Consider the following 689-nt stretch of genomic DNA (forward strand, 5'->3'; position numbering starts at 1 on the left):
GACGGCAATTTCGGGACGTTCAAGATCGGAACAGACGGTACCTGGAGCTACGAGCTGAACAACGGTTCGGCCGAGGTGCAGGCGCTGACCGAGGACTCCGAACCGCTGAGCCGCGAGTTTACCGTGACGACTGCCGACGGCACTGAGCATACCGTCACTGTCACCATCAACGGCAGCGACGACGGCGCCGTGATCACACCTTCTGTGCCGGATGCCGATACCGGCACGGTGAAAGAAGACACAATCCTGACCACCGGCGGCAAGCTGGACGTGGTCGACCCGGATGCAGGCGAGGCGGTGTTTGATGCCGAGACTGTCACCGACGGCAACTTCGGTACGTTCAAGATCGGCACTGACGGTACCTGGAGCTACGAGTTGAACAACGGTTCGGCCGAAGTGCAGGCACTGACCGAGGCAAGCGAACCGCTGAGCCGCGAGTTTACCGTGACGACTGCCGACGGCACCGAGCATACCGTCACTGTTACCATCAACGGCAGCGACGACGGCGCCGTGATCACACCTTCTGTGCCGGATGCGGATACCGGCACGGTCAAAGAAGATACGGTGTTGACCACCGGCGGCAAGCTGGACGTGGTCGACCCGGATGCGGGCGAGGCGGTGTTTGATGCCGAGACTGTCACCGACGGCAATTTCGGGACGTTCAAGATCGGAACAGACGGTACCTGGAG

At 61.4% G+C, this 689-nt stretch carries 1 protein-coding gene; it reads left to right on the top strand.

The window, feature by feature from the left end; all coding sequences use genetic code 11:
* Window positions 1-689 (top strand): VCBS domain-containing protein (locus EDI28_RS26190; protein ID WP_199287511.1); only part of this gene is annotated, 689 nt, incomplete at both ends.

This window comes from Photobacterium chitinilyticum (assembly GCF_004104355.1).
Taxonomy (GTDB): domain Bacteria; phylum Pseudomonadota; class Gammaproteobacteria; order Enterobacterales; family Vibrionaceae; genus Photobacterium; species Photobacterium chitinilyticum.